Source organism: Methanosarcina horonobensis HB-1 = JCM 15518, assembly GCF_000970285.1.
Lineage (GTDB): Archaea > Halobacteriota > Methanosarcinia > Methanosarcinales > Methanosarcinaceae > Methanosarcina > Methanosarcina horonobensis.
This window is the reverse complement of the sequence record NZ_CP009516.1, coordinates 3,345,282-3,370,278: the sequence shown is the minus strand read 5'-3', so window position 1 is coordinate 3,370,278 and position 24,997 is coordinate 3,345,282. Positions and strand designations below refer to the sequence as shown.

The 24,997-nt window shown below is 43.9% G+C and carries 23 protein-coding genes; 10 read left to right on the top strand and 13 right to left on the bottom strand.

What is annotated here, in order from left to right:
• Nucleotides 1–90: 90 nt before the first annotated feature.
• Nucleotides 91–2,109, bottom strand: a complete 2,019-nt coding sequence (locus MSHOH_RS14755; RefSeq protein ID WP_048140753.1) for an MASE3 domain-containing protein — start codon at nucleotides 2,107–2,109, stop codon at nucleotides 91–93.
• Between the two features lie 404 nt (nucleotides 2,110–2,513).
• Between MSHOH_RS14755 and MSHOH_RS22270 the strand changes: the two genes are divergently transcribed.
• The 7 genes from MSHOH_RS22270 to MSHOH_RS14720 all read left to right on the top strand — a co-directional run bounded on the left by MSHOH_RS22270 (nucleotide 2,514) and on the right by MSHOH_RS14720 (nucleotide 12,930).
• On the top strand, nucleotides 2,514–5,696 hold the full coding sequence (locus MSHOH_RS22270; RefSeq protein ID WP_052730879.1) for a LytS/YhcK type 5TM receptor domain-containing protein: 3,183 nt from the start codon (nucleotides 2,514–2,516) through the stop codon (nucleotides 5,694–5,696).
• Nucleotides 5,697–6,265: 569 nt separating this feature from the next.
• Nucleotides 6,266–7,840 carry an ABC transporter substrate-binding protein gene (locus MSHOH_RS14745; protein WP_048140752.1) on the top strand — a complete coding sequence of 525 codons (1,575 nt, stop codon included), beginning with the start codon at nucleotides 6,266–6,268 and terminating at the stop codon, nucleotides 7,838–7,840.
• A gap of 111 nt (nucleotides 7,841–7,951) precedes the next feature.
• The gene (gene nikB / locus MSHOH_RS14740; RefSeq protein WP_239450991.1) at nucleotides 7,952–8,899 is read left to right on the top strand and encodes a nickel ABC transporter permease; all 948 of its coding nucleotides are present in this window, start codon (nucleotides 7,952–7,954) and stop codon (nucleotides 8,897–8,899) included.
• A complete protein-coding gene (gene nikC, locus MSHOH_RS14735; protein WP_048140748.1) occupies nucleotides 8,883–9,782 on the top strand; it encodes a nickel ABC transporter permease subunit NikC in 900 nt (299 codons plus the stop codon). Before nikB ends, nikC begins: the two co-directional genes overlap by 17 nt.
• The gene (locus MSHOH_RS14730) at nucleotides 9,779–10,807 is read left to right on the top strand and encodes an ABC transporter ATP-binding protein (RefSeq protein ID WP_048140747.1); all 1,029 of its coding nucleotides are present in this window, start codon (nucleotides 9,779–9,781) and stop codon (nucleotides 10,805–10,807) included. Before nikC ends, MSHOH_RS14730 begins: the two co-directional genes overlap by 4 nt.
• Nucleotides 10,795–11,493 carry an ATP-binding cassette domain-containing protein gene (locus tag MSHOH_RS14725; protein ID WP_048140745.1) on the top strand — a complete coding sequence of 233 codons (699 nt, stop codon included), beginning with the start codon at nucleotides 10,795–10,797 and terminating at the stop codon, nucleotides 11,491–11,493. The genes MSHOH_RS14730 and MSHOH_RS14725 overlap by 13 nt, the downstream gene beginning before the upstream one ends.
• 231 nt (nucleotides 11,494–11,724) lie before the next feature.
• Complete coding sequence (locus tag MSHOH_RS14720) at nucleotides 11,725–12,930, top strand: methyltransferase (protein ID WP_048140743.1); 1,206 nt, start codon at nucleotides 11,725–11,727, stop codon at nucleotides 12,928–12,930.
• A gap of 140 nt (nucleotides 12,931–13,070) precedes the next feature.
• Here MSHOH_RS14720 and MSHOH_RS14715 read toward each other — a convergent pair whose 3' ends face one another.
• The 6 genes from MSHOH_RS14715 to MSHOH_RS14690 all read right to left on the bottom strand — a co-directional run bounded on the left by MSHOH_RS14715 (nucleotide 13,071) and on the right by MSHOH_RS14690 (nucleotide 17,757).
• Nucleotides 13,071–13,556: a metal-dependent transcriptional regulator gene (locus MSHOH_RS14715; protein WP_048140741.1), complete on the bottom strand. Its 486-nt coding sequence runs from the start codon at nucleotides 13,554–13,556 to the stop codon at nucleotides 13,071–13,073.
• 890 nt (nucleotides 13,557–14,446) lie between these two features.
• Nucleotides 14,447–14,758 carry a FeoC-like transcriptional regulator gene (locus MSHOH_RS14710; protein WP_048140739.1) on the bottom strand — a complete coding sequence of 104 codons (312 nt, stop codon included), beginning with the start codon at nucleotides 14,756–14,758 and terminating at the stop codon, nucleotides 14,447–14,449.
• A gap of 50 nt (nucleotides 14,759–14,808) precedes the next feature.
• A complete protein-coding gene (locus MSHOH_RS14705) occupies nucleotides 14,809–15,249 on the bottom strand; it encodes a hypothetical protein (protein ID WP_048140737.1) in 441 nt (146 codons plus the stop codon).
• 13 nt (nucleotides 15,250–15,262) lie between these two features.
• Nucleotides 15,263–17,260, bottom strand: coding sequence for a ferrous iron transport protein B (gene feoB, locus MSHOH_RS14700; RefSeq protein ID WP_048140735.1), 1,998 nt, complete (start codon nucleotides 17,258–17,260; stop codon nucleotides 15,263–15,265).
• Nucleotides 17,253–17,495 (bottom strand): FeoA family protein, encoded by a 243-nt coding sequence (locus MSHOH_RS14695; protein ID WP_048143519.1) that lies wholly within the window; start codon nucleotides 17,493–17,495, stop codon nucleotides 17,253–17,255. Before MSHOH_RS14695 ends, feoB begins: the two co-directional genes overlap by 8 nt.
• A gap of 13 nt (nucleotides 17,496–17,508) precedes the next feature.
• Nucleotides 17,509–17,757, bottom strand: a complete 249-nt coding sequence (locus MSHOH_RS14690) for a FeoA family protein (RefSeq protein WP_048140726.1) — start codon at nucleotides 17,755–17,757, stop codon at nucleotides 17,509–17,511.
• Nucleotides 17,758–18,029: 272 nt separating this feature from the next.
• Here MSHOH_RS14690 and amrS point away from each other — a divergent pair, with 272 nt between their 5' ends.
• Nucleotides 18,030–19,088, top strand: coding sequence for an AmmeMemoRadiSam system radical SAM enzyme (gene amrS, locus MSHOH_RS14685; protein ID WP_048140724.1), 1,059 nt, complete (start codon nucleotides 18,030–18,032; stop codon nucleotides 19,086–19,088).
• Between the two features lie 129 nt (nucleotides 19,089–19,217).
• Here the strand turns inward: amrS and MSHOH_RS14680 are convergent, their stop codons facing one another.
• The 4 genes from MSHOH_RS14680 to tatC (MSHOH_RS14665) form a co-directional block, all read right to left on the bottom strand.
• Nucleotides 19,218–19,730: a Nudix hydrolase gene (locus tag MSHOH_RS14680; RefSeq protein WP_048143518.1), complete on the bottom strand. Its 513-nt coding sequence runs from the start codon at nucleotides 19,728–19,730 to the stop codon at nucleotides 19,218–19,220.
• Nucleotides 19,731–19,959: 229 nt separating this feature from the next.
• Nucleotides 19,960–20,274, bottom strand: a complete 315-nt coding sequence (locus tag MSHOH_RS14675; RefSeq protein ID WP_048140722.1) for a twin-arginine translocase TatA/TatE family subunit — start codon at nucleotides 20,272–20,274, stop codon at nucleotides 19,960–19,962.
• Nucleotides 20,275–20,623: 349 nt separating this feature from the next.
• The gene (locus MSHOH_RS14670; protein ID WP_048140720.1) at nucleotides 20,624–20,968 is read right to left on the bottom strand and encodes a Sec-independent protein translocase subunit TatA/TatB; all 345 of its coding nucleotides are present in this window, start codon (nucleotides 20,966–20,968) and stop codon (nucleotides 20,624–20,626) included.
• 163 nt (nucleotides 20,969–21,131) lie between these two features.
• Nucleotides 21,132–21,917, bottom strand: a complete 786-nt coding sequence (tatC, locus tag MSHOH_RS14665; RefSeq protein ID WP_048140718.1) for a twin-arginine translocase subunit TatC — start codon at nucleotides 21,915–21,917, stop codon at nucleotides 21,132–21,134.
• A gap of 506 nt (nucleotides 21,918–22,423) precedes the next feature.
• On the opposite strand from tatC (MSHOH_RS14665), the gene tatC (MSHOH_RS14655) reads away from it, so the two are divergent.
• Nucleotides 22,424–23,182, top strand: a complete 759-nt coding sequence (tatC, locus tag MSHOH_RS14655; RefSeq protein WP_048140713.1) for a Sec-independent protein translocase TatC — start codon at nucleotides 22,424–22,426, stop codon at nucleotides 23,180–23,182.
• 60 nt (nucleotides 23,183–23,242) lie between these two features.
• Here tatC (MSHOH_RS14655) and MSHOH_RS25310 read toward each other — a convergent pair whose 3' ends face one another.
• Nucleotides 23,243–23,458 carry a NosD domain-containing protein gene (locus tag MSHOH_RS25310; RefSeq protein WP_048140711.1) on the bottom strand — a complete coding sequence of 72 codons (216 nt, stop codon included), beginning with the start codon at nucleotides 23,456–23,458 and terminating at the stop codon, nucleotides 23,243–23,245.
• Nucleotides 23,409–23,621 carry a NosD domain-containing protein gene (locus MSHOH_RS25305; RefSeq protein ID WP_275425586.1) on the bottom strand — a complete coding sequence of 71 codons (213 nt, stop codon included), beginning with the start codon at nucleotides 23,619–23,621 and terminating at the stop codon, nucleotides 23,409–23,411. Before MSHOH_RS25305 ends, MSHOH_RS25310 begins: the two co-directional genes overlap by 50 nt.
• 99 nt (nucleotides 23,622–23,720) lie before the next feature.
• On the opposite strand from MSHOH_RS25305, the gene MSHOH_RS22935 reads away from it, so the two are divergent.
• A complete protein-coding gene (locus tag MSHOH_RS22935) occupies nucleotides 23,721–24,614 on the top strand; it encodes a DMT family transporter (protein ID WP_082089367.1) in 894 nt (297 codons plus the stop codon).
• Nucleotides 24,615–24,997 lie beyond the last annotated feature (383 nt).

The following is a 24,997-nucleotide window of genomic DNA, read 5'->3' as shown; positions in this document are numbered from 1 at the left end:
TGCTTTGAAATTATATTATAATTCTGATATCCCATAAGGGTGCTAATGCAGCCCTAAGACCTGGAATCAGGTGAAACCCTGGAAGATTCATTATGGTTTCCTGAACGTGATCTGGAATTCCGTTCCGGAATCTCTTTTAAGCTCGATAGAGCCTTCAATCTGTTCCACGAGAATATTTACAAGCTGAAGTCCAAGAGAGTCCGTATTTCTGAAATCAAGCTCTTCGGGAATACCTTTTCCATTATCTGCTATAACCAGCGTAAATTGCTGTTCACTTTCTTCTTTGAAGCCGGATATTTTACTTTCTGCCCTATCATTACCTGACCTGAAGAGATTTACACGGATTTCGCCTCCTTTGCCTTCCGGAAAAGCGTGTTTCAGAGCATTTGAAATCAGTTCATTTACAAGGATACCCAGAGGAACTGAAGTGTCCATTCCCAGGTAAACCTGTTCAAGCTCCAGTTTCAGGTTGATACTCTCACTTTTGACACTGTAGGATGCGAGAAGGTCCGAAGTCAGCCTCCGGAGGTAAGCCGAAAACTCAAGCGTTTCCATATTCTTTCCATGATACAGTTCTTCGTGAATCAGAGCCATGGAAACTACGCGGTTCTGGCTTTCCCTGAAAGCTTCAAAGACTTCTGAAGACTGGAAGGTTTTCCTCTCATTGAGTTTATCCGCCTGAAGGCTGAGTAGTGAAGAGATAACCTGCAGGTTATTTTTAATTCTATGATGGATCTCTTTTATACGGGCTTCTTCATTTTTGGCGAGAGCTTCTTCTGCTTTTTTATGTTGAGTGATGTCACGAACAAAGCCCTGGAATTTTCCTGAGATGCCGGATTTTCCAGGAATAACATGTATGATTTCCCTGACCCACACTATGTTCTCATCCTTTTTCCTTATCCGATATTCCAGCTCCGGAGAGGAATTGGGGTCTAATTCCATCTTTTTCAGGTTTTCAAGAATTAATTGACGGTATTCGGGTAGAACTATTTCAGTCCATTTCACTTTTTTAGAAATGAAGTCTTCTTTACTGTAGCCTGTAATCTCCCTCACATCTCCGTCCATAAACACCAGAGCACCTTTCTCATCAAGCCTGAACGCTATCACCCCCTGCATGTCCCGTAAGAAAGAGCTGTATTGTTCTGTTTTGTACTGATCGGTTTTGTATTGCTCGGTTTTGTATTGTTCTCTTCTATCCTGTAGCTTTTCAGTTGAGGTTTTACTCTCAGGCATGCATTTTTCCACTCCAAGCATCCTGTAAATTCTTCCCCGGTCATCCTTCAGGAAGTCAGTCTCTCTCCTCAGGGCTTCTTCCCTGAACTTAAGTTCCCTGAAAAGAAGGCTACAGGGCTCATCAAAGCCTGTTTCCACGATTGCGATATAAATAAGGTAGAAAGAAAGGGCATTAAAAGTCTGTCCGATAAAGTTCAAAAGTTCCTCTGTGTTTGTGTAGTGAATAAGGGCAAGTTCCGCTAAGATAGACGCTACTATGGTTGCTATAAGTATTCTAAAAACGTGTTTCTCAAATCTGTCTCTCTTCCTATATAGGAAAACCACTGATCCAAGAAATAATAAAGAGATTAAATACTCACTGAAGATTTTAAACTCAGTTAGTCCGGAGCCCTCGATGTAGCAGTCCGGAAAATTTCTGTACTTGAAGATTGAGAGAAGGAGAACAGCCGTAATTACAGTATATATAAGGAACACCTTCTGGGCAAACTGGCTGTTTTCGACAGTTTTCAAATCATCTTTTTCGCTACCTGAGCGCCGTATAAAAAACAATGGAGCCACAAAGAAGGAGATACTTACCAGATACCTTATGGCTATCCATAACTGTACAGGAAGATTTGCACCGTATCCGGGAAATACATTCATTTCCTCATATGCAAAGGCACGTAAAAAACCAAGACAAGCTATGAAGAAGAGCGCAGTCCCGATAAATGTAAGATACCTGTTCTCCGAAACTGTCTTTGATTTCCATACTATTATGAAAACCATGTAGGCAATTATAACATTAAAAAGATTTACAGCGATACGGAAAAGCAGATAATTCTCAAGACTGATCGAGTAGAGAATGCCTGATATGACCAGGAACAGCCCCAGTTTCATGAGGGAAGGCTTGAAGGTTATGTAAGAGTTTTTTTATTTCCCAACACCACATCCTTAATTGTATCTATTGACCGTAGTATAAATTGTTTTCTAGTTTTATAAGTAGTCTCTTAAAAACCAAGTTAAAAGAATTTTTTAGGTCTTTAAATACTTGAAAGATTCAAGACTCGTTTTTAATGAATTCGTCATATCTATTAATTGGTAGATAGGTACATTAATAGTCAAATTAATTTTCCGGGCACAACTCTTTTAAAATAGTAATACTATTCTGATCTTTATTATATATTTAATTTTTTATTAAAGGTGCTATAGTGGCTGGAATCAACTTATTCCAAGATCTAAAAAACGCCTCGGATTCCGCATTTACTACCCCATTTATTCTTCAGAGTAGAACAGGGCGATTTGTGCCTGTTCTGTTAGACATGCTGTTTTTCTTAGGACCGTGCTTGATTCTTGCCGTCCATATGAGTGTTGACAGTTATGCGGATCTTTTGATTTCAGGGGCATCTTCCAGATACAGAATGCTCTGGGTTATCGGAGTAGCTCTGGTCTACAAATACTGTCTCATAGAAGGCCTTTCCAGGTATACCATTTCAAAGGGAGAAGATATTTTCAGGGGTTTCCGACACATTCCTGGTCCCCAAAACTGGGAAGTAATCTTTATTATGTGCATCTACACACTCGAACTGCTAGGTTTCGGAGGTATTGCCTTTTTTGCCGGAACTTTTCTAGTTCAGCTTTTACCCGGACTTTTTTCCGTAAAACTGATGGCGATTTTTTCTCTTATCTTGGCAGGCCTATTTCTATACAAGTGTCCATATTCTTTTTTTGAAGCTATTGTATCCTTTTTTGCATGCCTGATAATAATCGGGACTCTTTATACCTTACTCGGGACCGGAATTTCTTTCGTAGATCTGTCCAGTGACCTTGCTCCTGTTCTTAAAAAAGAGCAGCTCATTACGATTATGGGGCTGCTGGGGGCGGCAGGTTCAAGTCTTTCTCTCCTGTTCTATTCCACCTGGCTTCGGGAAAAGATCGGGACAATGCATGGGGAAGCTTATTTTTCCTGGAATTTTCGAAATGTAAGGATCAGTCAGGGGATAGCCTTCTTGCTGACAGGGATCTTTTCCTTTGCCTTCATGACTATCGGACTTTCTTCAAGCTCAAGCATTGATTTCTTCAATGGGATTTATCTTTCACTCCGCAAATTGCCTTATGGAGTTCCTGTATTCGTTTTAACTTCATATGTTATCTTCATCGCCCTTATCCTTACAGGAATCGACGGAAGGGCTCGCGCAATTGCTTCTATAGTCAGAGGAACAGGAATAAGCTTCCGGGACGAAAAAACTCTCTACAGGAGGATAATTTCCGGGCTTGTAATTCTTCTTGCTTTTATAATCATCTTCGGCGAACCCGGCAGTATCCTCACATGGGTTTCTGCACTCGCATCAATAATGTTTGCATTCATCGGTTTTATGGTAGTTTATCTTGACTTCAAGCTCCCTGCATATGCAAGGGGGTCAAAGTTATGGCGTTTCCTAATGGTTTCAGGCAGCTTTTTGTTCCTTCTTGTAGCACTCCTGAAAGAAGAACAGCTTCTGCTTTTCGGGGTCCCTTTAATGGAAAGGGTTACGGTGGTCGCCTTTGCTATATATCTGTTCAGTAGCTCAAAAAACATGAGGTTAGCCCTTGAACGCGGTTTTTCAATGGCTGACAGAGCCCTGATCGTGATAGTTTTCGGCACTCTTTCCATTTACGGAACCACCCAGGCAGTTCTCTTTAACGGGGCGTATATCAACTTCAGGGATCTCGGACCCATGCTGGCAGGGCTAATAGGGGGACCCGTAATCGGTGGCCTCTCTGGATTGATAGGAGGGCTCTACCGCTATTCTCTGGGAGGCTGGACAGCCCTTCCATGTGCGGTTGCAACAATTCTGGCAGGCGTCCTGGCAGGCTATGCCGCAATTTGCTGGAAGGGCAGGCTGGACTATCAAAGGCTTATAGGGCTTGGTGTGTTTGTGGAAGCTATCCATCTCCTGGTGATTTTTCCTCTCCTTGTATATCCCGCACCCCTTGAGGATATTCTCAGCCTGATCAGGAGTTTCCTGCTGCCCATGATTCTCACAAATGTGTTCGGATTGGCTCTCTTCCTGTATATTCTAAAGGAACAGAGCTTTTTCCTTGAAAACAAATTCGTTTCGCGCTTGCAGGGAGCCGGGGACCTGAAAGTATCGCTGCAGACTTTAACCGTCCTGATATCCGTGCTCATACTTCTAATTTTAGAGGGGAGTTTCATGACAACCGGCATCCAGCTGATCGAACGCTTTGCGGTTGTGGCCTTTTTCCTCTACATACTCTCCGGAACTGCCACGGTAAAAAAATCGCTCAAAGGCAGCCTGAACCTTAAGGAGAAGAGCCTGATGGCACTGGATTTTGGTTTCCTCTCGGTCTACGGAACACTTCAGGCTGTTCGGGTAGGAGAGATTCTTGTCAATTTCCGGGACCTCGGGCCAATGCTGGCAGGTCTGCTCTGCGGGCCCTTTGCAGGGGCAGCTGCCGGACTAATGGGCGGCTCTGTTCGCTATATGCAGGGAGGCTGGACAGCTCTTCCATGTGCAGTGGCAAGTGTTGCTGCAGGTCTCCTGGCCGGAGTACTTTCAAATAAATGGGGGAAAAAATTTAGTTACGCCCGGTTTGTTTTTCTTGGAGTTTTTATCGAAAGTCTGCACTTATTCGTACTGTTCCCGTTTCTTACATATCCTGCGCCTCTTTCTGATATTCTGGAAGTTATCCGCAGTTCCTACCTGCCTATGACCGTGATAAACGTGCTGGGACTTTTATTTTTCCTCTATGTGATCCAGGAACTTAACCCGGTTGACACCGGAAACTTAAAGCTCACAGGTGAGGTTAACGCTGAAAAGACGGAAACTTCGGCTCTCATAAAGCCGCTTGCAGTTTCTGTACTTCTTTTCCTTGCTGCTGCCAATGACGGCTATCTGCTTAATGTTGCTGTCCCGCTGCTTGAAAGGGTGCTTGTGGTTGCCTTTTCTCTGTACCTTCTCAGCCGTACTGATACTCTGTGTGAAGCGGTTGCAGGAAGGCTTTCAGGAAGCAGCAGGATATGGCTGGTGATGAGCTTCGGCCTGCTTTCTGTCTATGGCACGATGCGAGCTGTCCCGGTGGACGGGATTCTGGTTAATTTCCGGGATCTGGGTCCCATGCTTGCAGGGCTTCTGGGAGGTCCTTTAATCGGGGGGCTTACAGGACTCATAGGCGGCATCTACCGTTTAAGTCAGGGAGGGTGGACTGCTGTCCCCTGCGCAGTTGCCACAATTGTCGCAGGACTTGTTGCAGGAGGCTTTTCTATTTTCTGGAAACGAAAACTTAACTACCTTAAAGCTATTTTTTTAGGAATTCTGGTCGAATGCCTTCATCTTCTGGTCATTTTCCCGCTTCTAGTCTATCCTGCTCCTATGGAGGATATCACCAGTGTTATACGAAATAGCCTTCCTTCCATGCTCCTGGTAAACGTGCTTGGTCTGGTCCTTTTTATGTATATCTTAAGGGAACAGGGATTTGATACCTGAAGACGTGGAGAGAGTTTTCAGGCTCATACTTTCTTTTAAACAGTAACTGAAGTCAATTAAAACCAGAATTTTTTCGGTTTTTATCTTCATTTTGTCTTTTATTTTCAGATTATTTTTCAGTGCTTTGTTTTACTGCCTGTTAGATCCCCTCTAACACACCTGATACATGAGTGTCTGATGTGTAACATCTTCGGTTAACGCCGTTTACTTGTCTTGCTATAAGAAAAATTTTTTATCTTATTAAATATTACAATATTTTAGCAAAATAATAATTGTAGGGCAGGTACATCTGGAGTTTCGTTTTGAAAAACAATCATAGATCTGGCTTAAAGGCACTTAATAGGAGTAACTGAAGCCTTTTAATACTTAAAATCATCCGGCTTTATCTTCTGCAGTAACTCCTTAAAAAAGTGGACCAATGCAAAGCTCCAGATAGTTCATACTGTTAAACCATCTCTATCAAAATGCTTCGAGTTAAACTGGTCTAACAAAGCTGTCACTCCATCGATCCAAGTTCTATCAAATTCTCATTCGTTAAGTTTTCTCCCATCAAAAATTGAGGACTATCTATGAACCGGAACTTCAAGTTCATTCTGATCATCTGTATGTTGTTTGCAGTAATAGGAGCAAGTGCCTGTATAGGCGAAGATAAGGAAGGAACTGCTCAGGGTGCAGGCTCCGGGGGAAGTTCCCAGGAGCTTGTCGTGGGCCTAGGTTCGGACGTCAGCAGCTGGTATCTTGACACATTTGCAGCTGGTGACGCACGTTTTGTCTGGTCTCAGGTCTATGAAACCCTTGTAAGGCTTGACTCGGACCTTAACATTACCCAAGGGCTTGCAGAGTCCTGGCAAACCCCTGATAACGGCAAGACCTGGATCTTTCACCTGCGCGAAAACGTGACTTTCCATGACGGGACACCTTTTGATGCGGACTCGGTTGTTTTCTCTTATTCAAACCAGTCCTACGTAAGGCAGGCAGTTTTAAAGCCGGTTCAGAGCGTGGAAGCCATTGATAATTATACTGTGAAATTTGTCCTTGCAAAACCCATGCCTCTGCCTTACTACCTTACCCATGTAGCCTGGCCTGTGATGGGTCCTGGATGCCTTGATTCTGAAGGAAATTTTGTCAAACCGGTAGGTACCGGACCTTTCAAATTTGAAACCCAGACAAAAGACCAGGAGATAGTGCTCACAAGAAACGAAGCTTACTGGGGAGAAAAATCGCTGCTTGATAAGGTTACTTTCAAGGTTGTCCCTGAAGCTGCTACCAGGGTAATTGCCCTTGAGACCGGGGAGGTGGATATGATAATCAAGGTCCCCGAATACGATGTTAAAAGGCTCGAAGCCGAAGAAGGCATCCAGATTCACAGGAAACTTACGACATTTACAGACTTCCTGCAGTTCAACTGCGACAAATCTCCCTTTAATGACACCAGGGTACGCCAGAGTATTGCTTATGCTATCGATACCGAATCCCTGGTAAACGAAGTACTTGAAGGCATAGGTGAACCTGCAGGCGGAAGGCCATATTCCCCTGTGATGATGTATTCTGACCCGGACCTTGAAACATATACTCAAGACCTCGATAAAGCAAAAGCTCTCCTTGAGGAAGCCGGGTGGAAAGACTCTGACGGGGACGGGATAAGGGACAAAGACGGAAAATCACTGCATGTAACTCTGGTGGTAAGTAAGGGAGTCTGGGCAGCCAGGCATAACCCCATGGCTCAGGTTGTGCAGGGAACCCTCAGGGAAATAGGAATGAACTTGGAAATCCAGGTGCTTGACGAAGGAGCCATAAACAAACTCGAAAGCACAGGGGACTTTGGCATGATACTCAGAAGCGGCTATTTCGTCTGGGGACCCTACCCGAAGCATTTCTTTGTGCACCATTCCGCAAGCCCGTACTCTCACTACCACAATGAAACCTATGACCAGCTCGTAAATGAAGCTGATATGACTGTTGATGTACAGGAGCAGGAAGAACTCTATCATTCCCTGCAGGCCTTTGTGATAGAAGAAGTTCCGGCTTATTACCTTGTGCATGAGGAAAAGGTCGTTGCAACCGGTTCTTCGGTAAAAGGCTATACTATAAGTTCCGAAGACCCCTGGCTGAACCTTTCAGGGGTCTACCTGGAAAGGAAGTAATGAGTACAGTTCCTAGTACAGTTCCAAAGGGTGTTGTAAAGAAAGGATGTTATAAAGCCTCCTAAGGTGTAGTTCGAAAAATATAAAGTCGGAAAATGTAAAGCCTGGAAGATGCCCATGTGGGAATATATAGCAAAACGCTTGGCAATGGTTTCTATCGTGATCGCAGGAGTTACGCTAGTAGCTTTTTCTGCGATGTACCTTGCTCCAGGCGACCCAGCAGAGGTTATCGCCCTTGCAAGATACGGGCAGGACCTGAGCGCAGGCCAGATCGAAACCCTTAGGGAGGCAGAAGGGCTTGACGCTCCTGTACATGTGCAGTACCTTATATGGATCGGGCATCTGCTCAGACTGGACTTTGGAAAATCGCTTGTGACATCGGAAGATGTCCTTGTCGAAATCCTTCAGAAACTGCCTGCGACTGTAGAGCTTGCAGTCGCCAGCCTGCTGATTTCCCTCCTGATCGCCCTGCCTGCGGGGATACTGAGTGCACTTAGAAAAAATACCCTTCTTGACAATAGCTGCATGTTTGTTTCTCTGGTTGGGGTTTCTGTTCCGAACTTCTGGCTTGGACTTCTCCTGATCTGGCTTTTTGCCCTTACGCTTCACATGCTCCCAAGTTTCGGGTACGGAAGCCTCAAGCATTTTGTCCTTCCTGCAATTACTCTTGGCACTTCACTGGCTGCGGTTACTGCAAGGCTGACCCGCGCAAGCCTTCTGGAAGTGATGGGACAGGAATATATTGTGGCTGCCCGTGCCAGGGGGCTTGACGAACGTACCGTCCTTTTCCGACACGCCCTGAAAAATGCCCTTTTACCTGTAGTCACATTTGCAGGAATGCAGTTCGGCTACCTTCTCGGAGGAACCGTGATTGTGGAAACCATATTTTCCTGGCCCGGCATTGGAAAACTTCTTGTTGACTCGATTTTTGCGCGGGATTTTTCCATGATACAGGGCTGCGTCCTGTTTATTGCAGTGCTTTTTTCCCTTTCCAGCCTTGCTGTTGATATTCTGTATGCAGTGCTTGACCCGAGGATAAGATATGACAGACGTGATTGAAAAAACAGAGATTACCGAAAAAGCGTACCTGGCCGAAAAAAGACCGGATTTGGAGGAATTCGGGAAAAACAAACTTGCGGTTTCAGGTCTCATGCTTATCGCCGTCCTCTGCATTCTGGCACTATTTGCTCCTGAAATAGCCCCTCACGATCCCTTTGCCCAGAAACTTGACCGCAGGCTTCTGTCTCCTTCTTCCGAATATCCTTTCGGGACCGATGAGCTTGGGCGCTGCATTTTTTCAAGGGTCATTTACGGCACTCGCATTTCTCTTGGAATAGGACTTCTTGTAGTTGCAGTAACATCCGTTGCAGGCACAGCCATAGGGCTGACTTCAGGGTACAGGGGAGGTTTGCTCGATGAAGTCCTGATGAGAGGAGTGGACATCGTGATGGCTTTTCCAAATATCATCCTCGCCCTTTTGATTGCAGGACTGCTTGGTCCGGGTTTTTCAAGTGTTGTCCTTGCCCTTGCCTTTACCCAGTGGCCTGCTTATGCCAGGCTTGTACGCGGGCAGGCTCTCTCCCTCAGGAAGAGGGCTTTTGTGGAGGCCGCAAGGGCTCTCAGGCCTTCCGGCTTCTACATTATGCGAAAACATATTCTTCCAAACTGCATGGAACCCATAATTGTGCTTGGGACACTTGAGATTGCGCACGTTATAATCTTTGCTTCAGCTCTGAGTTTTCTCGGGCTCGGAATCCAGCCACCTGTTCCGGAATGGGGTTCCATGCTCAAAGCCGGGATTCCCTACCTTCGTACAGCTCCTCATCTCACCTTTTTCCCGGGTCTGATGATCATATTCACAGTCTTTGCATTCAATTTTGCAGGAGACGGCTTGAGGGACAGCCTCGGGCAGCCCGCGGATCAGGAGGTGCTCGCAAGGTGAGTTCTCCCATTCTATCAATAGAAAACCTGAATGTTTCTTTCAAAACCTCAAAAGGCATTGTAAAAGCCAATGAGGATGTCTCCCTTCAGATCAGGGAAGGAGAAATTCTGGGACTTATCGGGGAAACCGGCTGTGGAAAAACCACGCTTGGAAAAGCTATTTTAAGACTGCTCTCAGGTAAGGCAAAACTCGAAGGAAAAATTATGTACAGAGATAAAGATCTCCTCACCCTGCCTGAGAAGGAAATGAGGCTTCTCAGGGGAAAGGAGATCGGAATTATTCTCCAGAACCCTTCAGCCTGCCTCAATCCTGTCCTTTCTACAGGAAAGCAGATTGCAGAAATCTACCGCTACCACGAAATCATGGGAAAAAAGGAAGCCGAAAAAAAAGCCGGAGAAATGCTCGAGCTCGTAGGAATAAGCTCTTCTCGGGGGTGTGACTATCCCCACCAGTTCAGCGGCGGGATGCTGCAGAGAGTTATGGTCGCAATAGGGCTTGCCATCAGACCCGGACTCCTGATCGCGGACGAACCTACAAAGGGACTTGATCCGGATACGAAATTGCAGATTGCAGAACTGATTGTTGGGCTTGTCCGCAAAGAAAACGCTTCTATGCTCCTTATCACACATGACCTGGAACTTGCCGGCAGGCTTGCAGACAGGATTTCAGTCATGTACGCCGGAGAAATCGTTGAAATGGGAATGGCAGAAGAGATCATTTCTAGCCCCAAACACCCTTACACTCTTGACCTCCTGCGCTCACTTCCCGGAAAGGGATTCGGAACCGTTTCAGGCCACCCGCCCAGCCTTGTCTCCCCTCCTTCAGGGTGCAGGTACCATCAGCGCTGCCGTTTCCGGTTTGAGGCTTGTTCATTAGCCCATCCGGCACTTCGAGAACTTGAGGGAGAGCGCTTTATCCGCTGCCTTCTCTCAGAGAAGGGCAGGAGAAAGGAAACTGCAGCACAGCCGCTTCTTACCTTACAGCCTGTTCTAAGGTGTTCAGAGGAGGGAATATGGCGCTGTTGAAGGTAGAAAACCTGAAAAAGTACTATTATTCAGGGCTGTTCAAAAAAGAGATTCACAGGGCGGTTGATGGGGTCAGTTTTGATATCGGACGAGGAGAAACCCTGGGGCTTGTCGGAAAAAGCGGCTGTGGAAAATCTACCCTCGGAAGAACAGTTTTAAAGCTGCTGGATCCCACTTCTGGTAGTATCTTTTTTGACGGGCAGGACATCTCAGGCCTCAAAGGCAGTGACCTGAAAAACCTGGGAACAAGAATGCAGATTATTTTCCAGAACCCGGAATCCTGCCTGAATCCGAGGATGAGGATTTACGATGCAATTGCTGAGCCCCTGAGGCTTCACAGGCTCTTTGAAAGGGATGAAGAGCGAGGACGGATTCAGGAACTCATCGAGGCTGTTTCACTGAGCGAAGAACTGCTTTTCCGCTATCCCAGGGAGTTGAGCGGAGGGCAGCTCCAGAGAGTCGCAATAGCCAGAGTCCTTGGCATGAAACCTGAGTTCATAGTCGCGGATGAGCCCACATCCATGCTTGACCCTCTTGTCCAGGCCCAGATCCTTTTCCTTCTCAAAAAACTGCAAACCGAGTACAGAATCAGTTTTCTATTTATCTCGCACGATATGCGGGTAGTGGAATGGATGAGTGATAAAGTCGCTTTAATGGAGGGAGGAAAAATTATCGGTTTCAGGTAATGTTGCAACGCAAGAATTCTGTAACCCTGTACCTGGTTTGCCTGTTTTTACCGGTTGTTTGCCTTGCTTATTTTTTTCTTTACAAACTGCACATACAAACCGTGAAGAGAAACTATTAAAAGAAACTATTAAAAGAAACTATTAAAAGAAACTGTAAATTATGTTCCATCGGATTTGAAAGATAAGTAAAAGAAAGTGAACAGGAAAGTATATGAAAATAGGAGAAATGGTATGGAAAATGAGGCTAACGGTATGGAAAATAAATCCTGGAATCAAGCTGAAATGCCTATTGACCTGATGCGAAAGCCTGAGGTAGATTCTGACCGATTTTTCAAGCTTGTTGATTCTTCTGTTCAGGGCTTGAGGGAATGCAGGCTTATTTCTGCGGCTTTTGAGCTTGGAGTGTTTGAAACTCTTAAAATCCCCCTGTCATCAGGGGCTCTGGCTGAAAGGCTAGGCTGTGACCCCGTGCTCATGCCCCATTTTTGCGAGGCTCTCCACAGCCTCGGGCTCCTTGACAGGTTTGAGGAAGGAGTACGCGAAGAAGGGGAAAAAGTGCAGACTGTAAAGAAAGGCGCAGCGGAAGGTGAATATAAAGAAGAACCCGAAGATATATCTCAGAACCAGAATCCAGATAAAGGAACAAAGAATGATGGGGCAGTATATCTGGTCTCGGAACTCAGTGCAACCTATCTTCTGGAAAGTTCACCGTTTTCTCAACAGCATTACCTTGCCGAAAGGTTCAGGAATGTTGAACGCTGGGCGCGTCTTCCGCAGATCATGAAGCAGGGACCTGATATTGTCGAAAAAGGGCCATTTTTTGGGGAGGTCGTTCACTGTATGGCTGAAAACGCACGCTGCGGCCTGCTTCAGGAAACGGTCAGGGTTGTCCGGGAAAATGTTGATTTTACAAATGTCAAGAAGCTTCTCGACCTCGGGGGAGGTCACGGGCTCTATGCAATCGCTTTTTCAAAGCTGAACGAAGACCTTCAGGCTTTTGTTTTCGATCTCCCGCCGGTTACGAAAGAGACGAGATATTTCATTAAAAAATATGGAGCTTCAAGGGTGGATGTAATTCCGGGGGACTTTTTTAAAGATGAAATCGGAAGTGAGTATGATCTTATCTTCTCTTCCTTTAATCCCGGAGGGAAAGTGCCTTCCCTTATCCCAAAAATTGCCGCGGCCTTAAATCCCGGAGGTGTTTTCGTAACAAGACAGGTTCCGGATGAAAAAATGAAATCCAGTCCTCTTATGAGCCTTGACTGGAACCTCTGGACCTTTGAAGATGTGAAAAAAGGAAGCTCAGGTTATAGTTTCGAAAACAGCGTCCCTTTTAACGAGTATATAGAGACGCTGGGTAACTACGGGCTCGAAGTCTTCCGTGCCCTTGACATGAAGGACGGGTCAAGGATTGTGTTTGCATGGAAGGTTGCCTGAGTTTTTCATGGAAGATAAAGCTTCTTCAAATCATATAGGAATTACACATAATAGGAGATGGAATACGACAGTTCCTGTTTGAGGGAACTGTCAAAGTGAATTTTTTGCAGAGTTGAGCAAAAAAACAGAGAAAACAGAAATTACTCAACTTTCTTGCCGTGAACAGGGCATTTATCCCGGTTTTCGGGAGAGTAATGTACATATTCTCCGGTCTGGGCAAAATGCCTGAAATGTTCTATCCAGATCTTTGACTCACCTTCTTTATTCGTAAACTCTACGAATTTTTTTAACGTCTGTGCCGTTTTTGGGTTCAATATGTGCTCAATCTTACATGCATCTTCTTCTGCTGTCTTTTCGTCAATTCCCAGATGCATCAGAAAGTCCTTGAGCATACTGTATTTTTCCCTTGTCTTTCTGGCGATTTCCATCCCTTTTTCGGTAAGGGTTACTCCGCCGTACTTTTCATAATTTATGTAGCCTTCTTTATCAAGTTTCTTGAACATACCTGTCACGGTTGAAGGGCCGAGTTCCAGCTCTTTTGCTACATCTTTAACTTTGGCGTATCCTTTTTCTTCCACGATTGAGGCGATAATTTTCAGGTAGTCTTCATCTCTTTCTGTCGTCATAAAACTCGAACCCTTTTTTGTATGCCGAATATTTTTCGATTATTATATTCGATTATGCAGGAAAGACATATAAGTGTAGCTGTATGATAACCGAAAAATCAAAAAGGAAAAAATCGAAATAAAAAAGGTAGAACTGGGATAAAAGAGAAACATTACGAAATAAGCGACTATTCAAATAAACAAATTTAAAAATATTTCAAACCTTCAAGTCTTAAAGGACCTCCAAGCAACAGCCAGAAATGTTCCTTAAAGGATTTAACTCTTCTTTCAGGCAATATTGTTATGATATTAAACATTACTTGAAACATACTATTTTTCGTTTTTTTCTGTGTGTTATTCCTCTCCTATTTCTTTTCTAAATTCTATGTAATCCCTTTCGACTTCTTCGAGCTCGTATTCCATTTTTTAAATCACCTTTTCAGAATGTAGAGATAGAGATTGAAATTCTTTCCAAAGATTTTTGCAGTTGAAGATTTATACAATTGAGAAAGAAACATCATCGCAGGATTTTGGTCTGTACAATATTTTAACAGATATTCCTGTTGTTTACTTTTCCTTCCAAGTGCATAAGTCCATGATATTTAATTGGAGAGAAAGGCAGGATAGAATTGCCGGGAGTTTTTCAGGGTAGGAGGCATCTCTATCCTGTTCTTCCTTTCCTTGATCCGGAAGATTCCAAAGCTTAGTGACTTTGCAAACTGTTGCCTTAAAGTTTCAAAATCTGCTTTTAGTTTCGTTTTTATTCTTGCTTTTTGATTCTGTTCGCTTTTTGATCCTGTTCGCTTTTTGATCCTGTTCTTTTTCTGGTCTGCTTATGCAACTTTAAGGTCAGGAAGACTGTGTTCAGGCTTTGAAACCTCCGGTTTTTGTTCATCAGGATTTTTTCAGATTCAGCCTGTCTGGTTGTGACATACTCTTTTTCCCTTCTCGGTCAGCCTGTAAACCATACCTGTTGAAACGGCAGGTTTTTCTAAAAACCCACAACATCCACAGTTTTTGCAGGAAGCTGAACAGGAAGAGGATAAGACGGAACTGTTGTCCGTAACTTTTTCAACGTGCCCCATTCTTTCCATTATTTCAAGTAAGCTTCTAAGCTGCTGCGTACTCATTTTCAAATGTCCCGATATCTCATTGAAAGACATATTGCCTTTCTTTTCTACTTCTGCTATCTGTTTTAACACATACATGTATCCGAGTACCATAATCTGTTTCCTCCATATCCCCAAATTTTTTCTTATTCTGTAATTATTTCTTAATCCTGTAATCTGAACGTTTTTTCCCAGCCTGTGTATACTGCAAGAGAAAGCAGGCCAAGATACAGTGCAGGTTTAATTCCGGCAAGAGGAGTCCACTCCTCAAATCCTTCCGCGAACAGCACCCGGGCGTTGATAAGGTCGGCAATAAAAGTTAGTAAATACAGAGCTCCAAAGAGCAGGGAGAGTACGATCCCCACGTACGCATAGGCTTTTCCTTCAAAGGAACCTTTTGAAAATTCGATGGTTCCGTATAAGTAGACTGCACCTACGACTGCAAGTGCCAGCCCGCCGGCAATCTCCGGGGGAAGCAAGTTGACGGATATGAAATTCTCAGGCAAAAGCCCTGCTCCCTTCAGAACCTGCAGGCTTCCGATTACAAGGTATATTATCCCCCAGAGAAGGGTAAAACCGGTCAGAGCTTTATTCTTGTTCTCCATTTACGTTACCTCCTCACGCGAATATTATATTCCCGATTTTTACCGTCACAAAGGCCATTATCCATGCCATGGCTGTTGAATAAGCTGCTGCAAAAAGCATCCATTTCCAGGAGCCCGATTCTTTTTTGATTACTGCAACTGCCCCTATGCAGGGTACGTAAAGCAGGGTAAACACCATAAGCCCGAGTGCAACAGCAGGTGTAAAGATCGGGTCTGCTACAAGAGCCGAAGATAACATTCCCTCATCTGCCCCGGTACCGTAAAGGGTTCCCAGGGAACCTATGACAACCTCTTTGGCAAGGAAACCAAAGATCAGGGAAATTGCAATTTTCCAGTCAAAACCTATCGGAGCTACCAGAGGTTCGATCAGTTTTCCAAGGCTGCCTATGTAGCTTTCCGCACTTCCGTACTCAACTCCCTGAGGGAAATATGCAAGCAGCCATATGACCACCACCCCTCCGACAATTACAGTACCCACCCTTTTGAGGTAAAGGGAGCCCTGGTTCATCATATACTTGAAGGAATTGCCAGCCGAAGGACTGTGGTAGGGAGGAAGTTCCATTATAAAGGAAGAAGGCTTACCTTTGAAAATGATACTTCTGAAAAGCTTGGCAGACACTATTGCCACAATAATCCCAAGCACATAGATCCCGAAGATAACCGATCCTGCCTGTTTTCCGAAAAATGTCCCTGCCAGCAGGACGTAAACAGGCATCCTTGCTCCGCAGGACATGAACGGTGTAACCATCATCGTAATAAGGCGGTCTGCTCTGTCTTCAAGGGTCCGGGTTGCCATAACAGCCGGAACCGAACACCCGAATCCCATAAGCATCGGAATAAAGGATTTTCCCTGAATACCCATCGAATACATCAGCCTGTCCATGATAAAGGCGGCTCTTGCAAGATATCCGCTGTCTTCCAGTAAAGCAAGTAAGAAGAACAGAATGAAAATATTGGGTACGAAGAGCATGACTGACCCGACTCCTGCAATTATTCCGTCTCCAAGCAGGGATGAAAGCCATGGTGAATCGATATTTACAGCAACTATTTTGGCAAGGGAACCGAAAAACATGTCAATGAGTTCCATAAAAGGAGTCGCGAAGGTAAAGGTCAGCTCAAACATTCCCCACATCAGGGCAAGGAATATGGGGATTCCCAGGTATCTGCTGGTAAGTACCTTATCGATCATATCCGAGCTTGACATCCTCTCTACGCGGCCCTTACTTACCTGTGGAAGAACCCTGCTTATGAATTCGTAACGCTTATCAGCCATTTCGGCTTCATATTCTTCAGAGATCAGGTTGGAAAGGAATTTATTAACTTTGAACTGTACATTTGATGAAGAGAGTTTTGAATGTGCATTTTCATCTCCCTCCAGCAGTTTGATACTCAACCACCTGGAAGGGTACCTGGTCATCAGAGCCTCGTCTTCAGCCAGAATCCGTTCCAGCTGGCGGATTTCATCTTCTATTTTTTTATTATACTCGATTTTATTGGGAAAAGAGCTTGCAGAACCGGACCTTAAAATGATCTCATCAAGCAGCTCATTGATACCTTTTCCTTCGTTTGCTGTTGTTCTTATCAAAGAGATTCCAAGTAACTTCTCAAGCACCGGGATATTTACGTCTTCGCCTTTTCTTTCTGCAAGGTCGGACATGTTGAGTGCAAGAATAAGATTTGTACCTATTTCCAGAAGCTGAGTTGTCAGGTAAAGATTGCGTTCCAGATTTGTCGAATCAAGAACCTGTATTACGACATCCGGTTTTTCTTCAAGGATATAATCTCTGGCAACAACTTCGTCTGCAGAATAGGCTGTAAGGCTGTAGGTGCCTGGAAGGTCTACGATTTCAAGAATACGCCCTCCATATTCCTTTATACCTGTTTTTTTCTCAACTGTAACCCCGGGCCAGTTTCCTACCTTTTGCCTTGACCCGGTAATAGCGTTGAAAACGGTTGTCTTTCCCACATTGGGGTTTCCGGTAAGTGCAACCCTGATCTTGTTTTCAACCAAGTTCCACACCTTCAAGTGAATCCGGTTCTACCATAATCTTCATCGCCATCCCTTTTCCCAGGGCATACCGAGCCCCGTTCACATTGATGAGCAGATTCCCTCTCTCACACCCTATAAGCCGGACAGAGGACGAAGGTGTAAAGCCCATTTCGATCAGCCTTCTCTTGAGCTCCTTACCTGCTCGAACTTCTCTGATCCTGCATCCTTTTCCTTCCGGGAGCATTGTAAGAGGCATCGGTGCGGTCAAATTAATCCTCCATTACTTCAACAATAACCATTTTCGCTTCCTGCTTCCTGAGGGAGAGGTTGTATCCTTTCAATTTGAAATCCACAGGGTCTCCCAGTGGAGCTTTTTTGGTAACACTCAGGACTGTTCCGGGAACCATGCCCATATCAAGAAGACGTTTGCGGGAACTCCCCTGACCTTTTACCTGAATAACGCGGGCTTTCTGGCCTATTTCAAGCATGTTCAGGGTTTTATCGACAAATTCTGTCATTTTTGTATCACCATAATATATTCGGATTACCTAATTTTTTGCTTATCTTTGAAATGTAAGCTTAATTATTTAAAATTTTCGTATATGCGAAAATTTTGTGTGTGGGTAAAATTATCTCCCTTAGCAAAATATTAATACATAAAACCTGCAACTAGAAAATTTCGGGAGAACAATCAGGTTTTCTGTAACAAAAAAGTGTATTTCACCTGCTTTCTCGAACAGAGAGGAAACCTATAACAGTAACCGTTATTACACAAAAAAACAATCAATGAATGGGGATTGATGTGATAAAGGAAGCCATGTTCTATGAGAAGATCGGAGATAATAAAGTGCACTGCAGTCTCTGTGCCCAGAGCTGTAAAATTGCATCCGGAAAGAGAGGTTTTTGCGGAGTCAGAGAAAACAGGGAAGGAGACCTTTACTCCCTTATTTACGGCACTGTTTCAAGCGAGGCCATCGACCCTGTAGAAAAGAAGCCGCTTTATCATTTCCATCCAGGGTCTTATGTTTACTCAGTCGGGTCTATAGGATGCAATTTCCGCTGTAAACACTGCCAGAACTGGTCGATTTCTCAGGTCTGCCTGGAAGATGCTTACACAAAAGATATTCTCCCGGAGGAACTCGTGGAAAGGGCGCTTTACTCAGGCTCGCAGTCCATTGCCTGGACATACAATGAGCCAACTATCTGGCACGAGTATACCTATCCGAGTGCAAAACTGGCAAAAGAAGCCGGACTTGGTACAATTTACGTGACAAACGGGTACATAACCCCCGAACCTCTGAAACATATCGCACCCTATCTGGATGCAGCAAATATCGATATCAAGGCTTTCAATGAAAAATTCTATCATGATGTTGCCAGTGCGAAACTGGCTCCTGTACTTGAGGCTTCTGCCCTTGCAAAAGCTCTTGGGGTCCATGTAGAGATTACGACTCTGATTATACCTGGAGTAAATGATTCCCTGGACGAGCTCAGGGAACTTTCAAAATGGGTTTATAAGAATCTCGGGCCTGATACCCCTCTGCACTTTACACGCTTCCACCCTCAGTACAAGATGCAGAATCTTGCCCCTACACCGGTAAAAACCATGCAGGACGCCTGTAAAATCGCAACAGAAGAAGGGATGAAATATGTCTACATGGGCAATGTTCCCGGAAGCGACCGTAACAATACTTTCTGTCCGAACTGCGGCAAAATGTTGATTTCCAGAGGCTATTTCGATATCGAAAAGTATGAAATCACTCCTGAGAAGACCTGCCCGGTCTGCGGGGAGAATATCCCTATCGTTGGAGAGTATGCGGGCTCAAAAACAGGGCCGGAAGAGTTTTGAAGAGTGTTAGTACGAAGACGTGAGCCACATAAAAAAATGGAAGGATAGTAATTAGATTAGATTAGATTAGATTGTAATTAGATTATGTCCTTGCGGTTTAGAAAAGAAACCGGTTAGAAGGAACAGCGATTAGAAAAGGTACTTTTCGTACCCCTCTTCAAAGATTTTTATTATCCCTGCCCTTAGAGAAGGAGTGTATTTGCCGGGTTCTGTTTTTACAGCACTGTACAATTCCTCGAGTTCTATCCACTCAATGGAAACGGCTTCTTCCGGATCGTATCGGATGAGGTCTATGGTCTCTTTTGAGCATCGCCCTGAAAATACAGTATGGTAGGCTCCTTTGTTTTCTAAAATGCAGGGAATTTTAAACAATCTCCTGAAAGGGACCAAGATTCCGATTTCCTCAAGCATCTCCCGAGCAATGCAGGCTTCATAAGACTCGTCTGCGACAGTGCCGCTTACGGAATAGGTATAGCGATTCGGAAACCAGTATTTTCCAGGCGACCGCTTCTGCAGGAGCATCCTGTTTTCCGGATCCAGAAGAATCAGCTGTGAAGCCCTATGGATGTGGTTTCCCGAGTAAAACTCTTCCCTTGAGCGCAGGCCAAGAAAATTATCATCTCTATCAACTTCACTGATCATCTCTGTCACAGTGAACCTCCTGATCGTTTTTAATCATCTCCGGCGTTAATTCTTTCGGTATTTATCAGTTATCTCTAATTGTCAGTCATCTCTAATATGGATACTGCTGAATAAGAACCATAACAAAAGAAACTTTGAACAAAGAAACTTTAAAAACTTATGGAAAAAGACCTGGATAAAACAAATAAAATAAAGTGAAAAAAGAAAAGTTTATTTTTTAAATCCTTTTTCAGGGCTCGGAGACCTCTTTTGGCTTTTCCGCGGATCTCTGGATCTCTTCAAGTAGCTGGTCGTCAGTCTTGCCTCTTATGTCAAGCCCGAGTTTTTCAGCTGTTTCCTGTACCTTGGTCTTTGGGGCTACGGGTTCCTTTAAGGATTTCTCAAAATCCTTCAGGTTCTGTTCGGATTCTTTCTGGGCTTTTTTGAATTCTCCCACCGAACTTCCCATGGACCGCGCAAGTTCCGGGAGTTTGCTTGCCCCAAACAGGAGCATAACTACTGCTAATATAAGTATCAGTTCTGTGGGACCTACCCCGCCAAACATATCTATACCTCGAATCTTACCTTTTTCTGGTGTTTTTAAGTTTATCAGTAATTATTTGTCAGTAGATTAATCACTAATTGTAGTAGATTAATGACTATTATAATACTTTTAGCAGAACAAAATTATGTTAAATAACTGCTGTTTAGTAGAGAATGAGGATTTACTTCTACTATATAAGCCTTTTATTTTTAATTTATTATTTGTTGTATTTTTATCTATATATGTATATACTATTCTCATTAACTCCAGAGTGTATAATCTCTTTTAGTTCCAACATCTCTTTTAGTTCCAACCATTAATTGAAACATTCCCACTAAGTAGTTGAAACTTTGAACCTGTACTGCAAACTTTAGTTTTCCGGGGTTTTTCCGCTGGTGTCGGAAGCCTCGAAATTTTCTTTTTCTGGAATGGAAGGTCTGGCTTCCAGGGAATCTTCAAGGCTGCCGCTTGCCCGGATCTTAGTGCCTGGATCTTCCTTTTTCTTTTCTTCCTCTTTTGTCCCGGCAGCAGCTTCATATCCTGTTTTCCGGGTGTATGAGTCGAAAGTGGTTAACTCCAGTTCGGCGGCTCTCTGTGCTTTCTTGAACTCCCCTACAGCACTTCCAAGAGACCGTGCAAGTTCGGGGAGCTTCCTGGGCCCAAAAAGAAAGAGAGCAGCGATCAGGATTGCAAGCAGTTCAGTTGAACCTATCATTGTCGGCTATTATCAACAACCAAATATAAAAGTTCTTGCAAAAAGCAGGGTAGACAGGTTTTATGTGGAAACTATATGGAAACCGTACAGGAAGACTGCTGTCTGAAGATCACCTGGGTTGAGGGCTTTCTACATAAGGTAACCGTTAGATTTTCAGAGTCCATTAAAATAATCTCACCAGCAGCAGGCTGAACTCAAAAAGTACTACAAGCAGAAGTGCAACCAGGATCTGTGCAATGAAAGTAGGGTCAGGAGAAAGGAACAGCGAGAGTGTTACAATTGCGCTGTAAACCAGTATCCTCTGTTTTTTGAGGGTTTGATACTTTATAAGCCCCATTTTTACGGCAAACACCACAAGGAGAGGAGCCTGGAACACAACTCCGAAGCCCGCAAGGATTGTTGTCACGGCTGAAAGGGTATTTTGCACGGAAAGCTGGGCTGAAGCCACATCCCCAGAATAGAAAATAACGTACCTGAACATTACAGGCAGGACAATGAAATAGCCCAGGGCAGATCCCAGAATAAATAGCAGGAACGAGGCAGGGACAACTTTCAGGAAAAAGCGTTTCTCATGCGGGTAAAGCCCTTTGCCTGCAAACCTGTAGAGCTGGTAGAAGAACTGCGGGATAGATACCGCAAGTGCAAAGACAAGGCAGAGCTTGAGTCGGGCAAAGATCCATTCAAGAGGAGAGTACACCGCCATGTCAAGTTCAGGGCTTATGAACTCTTTCCAGACCAGCAGCATTCCTTTTTCAGAGAAAGGATATGCAACCAGCATTGCCAGAAAAAGCCAGACAAGGACTACAGCAAGCCGGTTCCTGAGCTCATAGAGGTGAGCCATAAGGGGTTCTTCTATATCCCCGGGAACCCCGGAAGAATAAGTGTTAGTATTTCCCTTATTTTTGTTTCTGGCATCAGGGGGCTGGTTTCCGGTATTATGAGAGTTCATGGTTTTTATCTAATCTTCCCAGTTTTTCTACTTTTTCTATTTAATTTTCGGTCAGGGATTTCCATCTGATTTCTCTTACACTGCATTTAAATAAATATATTAATATCGGAACATCTTATTACACCGTATTCCGTGTTCTCGTGATGGATATCCAGCGCATCCATATACACCGGATGCGGCGATTGCTCTGGATATTCCTACGAAGGATACCCTAGAACTATATCTCCAAGATATATATTTACCGCCCTTAATATTTACATAATTAAAACATGATTTAAATAACTACAATTATAGTTCGGCAAAATAATCACAAAAATAATCACAGTTACTGCAGCCGCACAATTATAATATATCACAGAAAAATATAGTACAGAAAACGCAAAGCTTGAAATAGAATGCCTGATCTGAAATCTTGCATTTGCCATGCCCAGCGTAGTAAAAACATATAACGGAATAATCAGTTCCTTAAGGAAACCGGTTCCTTCTTTGCCGGATAGGTACTCCATATGTCTGAAGCAATTGAGAATTTAAGTGTAATTCTGCTGACCCTGCGGAAAAAACTGACTGTAGTTGCTGCAGTCCTTTTTGCAGGTGTTGCCCTTTCTTTCCAGTTTACGGGTCCGCTAATTGAAAGAATGAAAGAGGACCTCCTGCCCGAGGGTGCGAAACTTGTGTATGTATCCCCTCTCGAAGTAATGATGTTGAAGCTCAAGCTCTCGTTTATAATAGGGCTGCTTCTTGCCCTTCCCTTTATTGCATTTTATGCTTACCGGGCTGTATCGAGGCGCTTTTCTTTCAGAAACCCGATACGGATAGGAAAGAGTCAGGCTGTACTCCTGAGTGGGGCTGCTCTCATAATGTTTGTCCTCGGGGCTTCGTATGCCTACTTCTTTATGCTGCCCCTCTTTCTGGACTACCTCTATCTGAACGCGGCAGGCTCAGGGGTAACTGCGACCTACTCTATCTTCAAGTTCATTTCGTTTGCAGCTGCAGGCACGGCTCTTTTCGGGCTGATCTTTGAGCTCCCTATAGTGCTCACTTTCCTGACCCGGAACGGTTTTATACAGTACAGCACCCTTGTGACCTATCGCAAGCACATTTATATCGTCTTCCTGTTTGCAGGAGCTGTGATTACTCCTCCTGATGTACTGAGCCAGGTCATGGTAGCAGTTCCGATGATCGTCTTTTTTGAGATCAGCATGGTTATTGTGAGAGTGCTTGGCGTGAAGGATAAGGTACCTCAGCTTGATTCTTCCTTAACATAAAAAAGTGGCTGTATGATCGACTGTAGGTATGTAACTTTATGTTTTCAATCCTTACAAACTTCAAAAAGGGTTTTCTACGCAGACCTGGGAGAACCCGGTCCCATCCGGTTTTGCCCAGAAGTTGCCTCCAATGGAAGGGCCACCTGCAATATTAGTGCCTGAAGCAGGTGAATTGTTCCAGATATTTCCCCCTGCTCCAGGTCCAAACCTTACGTTTAGACTATTGTTAAAATAATTGTTGTAGATCCCGTTTAACGCCGTTGTTTTCCTGAGCAAAAATCCCGCATTCTGCACAGGACATTACTGTATTGTTGATTATGTCGTCAACATTACAATCTTCTCCTAAAATAATTCCTCTATCACAGTTTAATATTGTATTATTGTCAATTCTTCCTGAACTTGACATCCCAATCACAATCCCATAATCACAGTCAGTAATCCTGTTGTGGAGTTATGATGGTTCCATTAGAGTTTCCTTCTACACTTTCATTAAACTCGGGAAAGTCTTATTTAAATAGGACTCTTATTTGAGGAGATCATGGAGTCCAGGTACATAAAAGCAAATGCTCAGGTTATTGCCGCATCCGTTATCTATGGGTTTGCAGGAATCTTTTTTATGTTCATAAAGAATATGGCTGCAGGACCTGTTGTTTTTTGCCAGCTTCTTCTTGGTTTTCTGGTTCTTGCTATTTATCTGGGAGCAAGAGGAAAACTCTTGGGAGTAAAACTCAGGAGAAAAATAAATGCTGTGCTGCTTCTTGGAGCCTGGCAAGCCGGAGGCCTGCTTTCTTATTACATGGCTGTAAGTTTTACTAATGTCTCAATGTCAGTGCTTTTGCTTTATACAGCCCCTCTTTATGTCCTGCTGATTGCCCCTGTTATCCTCAACGAAAAAATCAGCACAAAAAGCCTTGCTGCCCTTGTACTCTCACTCGCAGGGGTAGTGGTAGTCGTGGGTCCTCAAAATCTTATTCCAGGCACGGTAGAAGCCGGCTCAGGATACTTGTTTGGGGTACTGATGGGGCTTTTTTCAGGCTTTTTCTACGCCTGCATAATCATGACCTCACGTTATCTCAGGGATGAGTACTCAGGTCTTGAACAGCTTTTTCTTTCAACAGGCGTGACTCTCGTAATTCTCTTCCCTTTCATGTTGCAGGTGTCTTCATCAGCCCTGCTTGAAAACCTGCCTGTCCTTCTCTTTCTAGGGATAATGATAACCTCCATCGGCTCTATTCTCTATTTCACAGGGCTTGAGCACGTGAAAGCTCAGAACGCCAGTGTAATCTCCCTGCTTGAGCCGGTAAGTGCAATCTTCTTTGCGTATTTGATTCTTAATGATCCGGTTTCCACAGGCACTCTGATCGGCTGCGTTCTTATTCTTGCGAGTTCTCTTCTTATGAGCCTGGAGGAAGAAAGGAAAAACGAAAGCTAAAACACCCGAGTTGCATCTCTGGAATACGCTGCCCTTTTTGCTCGCTCCGCTTTGCTCAAGAAGGTTAATTTATAAGTTATAACAGTAAGCTTCACCAAGAGGGCCGAAGAATTGAGATAAAATATCTTTGATCGTGCAAAGTTAGATTGTGCAACGTTATTCGCTTTACCGAGTCTGTCTTGAGTAATATCGACCGATTAATCAGGAGCTACCAACAAATTCTAATAACAGATAAATAATTTCAGATGTATTTTCCGTAATTGTATATGTAATTTCAAATAGTTAATATACACCCACTTATACACACTTACATAATCCTTTTTCAGAGGAATATACAAAGCTAAGAGCAAATCAACACAATAATAGAATTAAAACCGTTTGGT